Source organism: Streptacidiphilus melanogenes (assembly GCF_000787835.1).
GTDB classification, from domain to species: domain Bacteria; phylum Actinomycetota; class Actinomycetes; order Streptomycetales; family Streptomycetaceae; genus Streptacidiphilus; species Streptacidiphilus melanogenes.
In genome coordinates this window covers 1-806 of sequence record NZ_BBPP01000011.1, presented here as the reverse complement: position 1 = coordinate 806, position 806 = coordinate 1, and the positions used below count along the sequence as shown (strand labels likewise).

The window sequence follows — 806 nt, the reverse complement described above, 5'->3', positions numbered from 1 at the left end:
ACGGTGTCCAACGGTCAGACGTCGGTGGTGGGTGAGGGGTTCGATCTCGGCGGGGCGTCGTCGTACATCGAGACGAGTTACAAGCCGTGTGCGAAGGTGAACCCGACGAGTTGGGCGAGTTCGGGGGACATGTGCCTGGGGGTTGCGAACGCGACGATCTCCGGTGGCGCGCACGCGGGTGAGTTGGTGCGCGATGACAGCGACACCTCGAAGTGGCGCCTCGCGGTCGACGACGGCACCCGGGTGCAGCTGCTTACCGGCACCACGGGTGGTTCGAACAACACCGCGAACCAGGCGTACTGGAAGCTGACCGGCACCGACGGCACGGTGTACCTGTACGGTGCGAACCGGCTGCCGTCGGCGTTCGGCGGCAGCGGGGGTGACAGCCCGACGTACTCGACGTGGTCCGAGCCCGTGTTCGGGACCGGCTCGGGTAGCTCGTGCAACGATCCGACCGGGACGGAGAATCCGCAGAGCTGTCTGCAGGCGTGGCGGTGGAACCTGGACTATGTGATCGACCCGCACGGCAACATCACCCGCTACAGCTATGCGCGTGAGCTGGACAACTATCAGCACCAGAGTGCGACGACGGCCTACACGCGGTCGGGTTTCCTGCGGGAGATCGATTACGGCTGGCAGAAGGCCGACCTGGCGAAGTCGACCGGGCTGCTGGCGGACGGGAACGCGGGCGGTTCGCAGCCGGCGTCGACGGTGCTGCTCGACTACGCGCCGCGGTGTGTCAACTCGCCGGCGAACACCGCCTGCCCGACCGCCTCACCCAGCGTGACCAGCGGTGTGGCGACAAC

1 protein-coding gene is annotated in these 806 nt (G+C 67.2%); it reads left to right on the top strand.

The annotated features are described in order from the left end of the window. Nucleotides 1–186: 186 nt before the first annotated feature. Nucleotides 187–806 (top strand): hypothetical protein (locus TR49_RS14615; protein WP_152627264.1); only part of this gene is annotated, 620 nt, incomplete at its 3' end.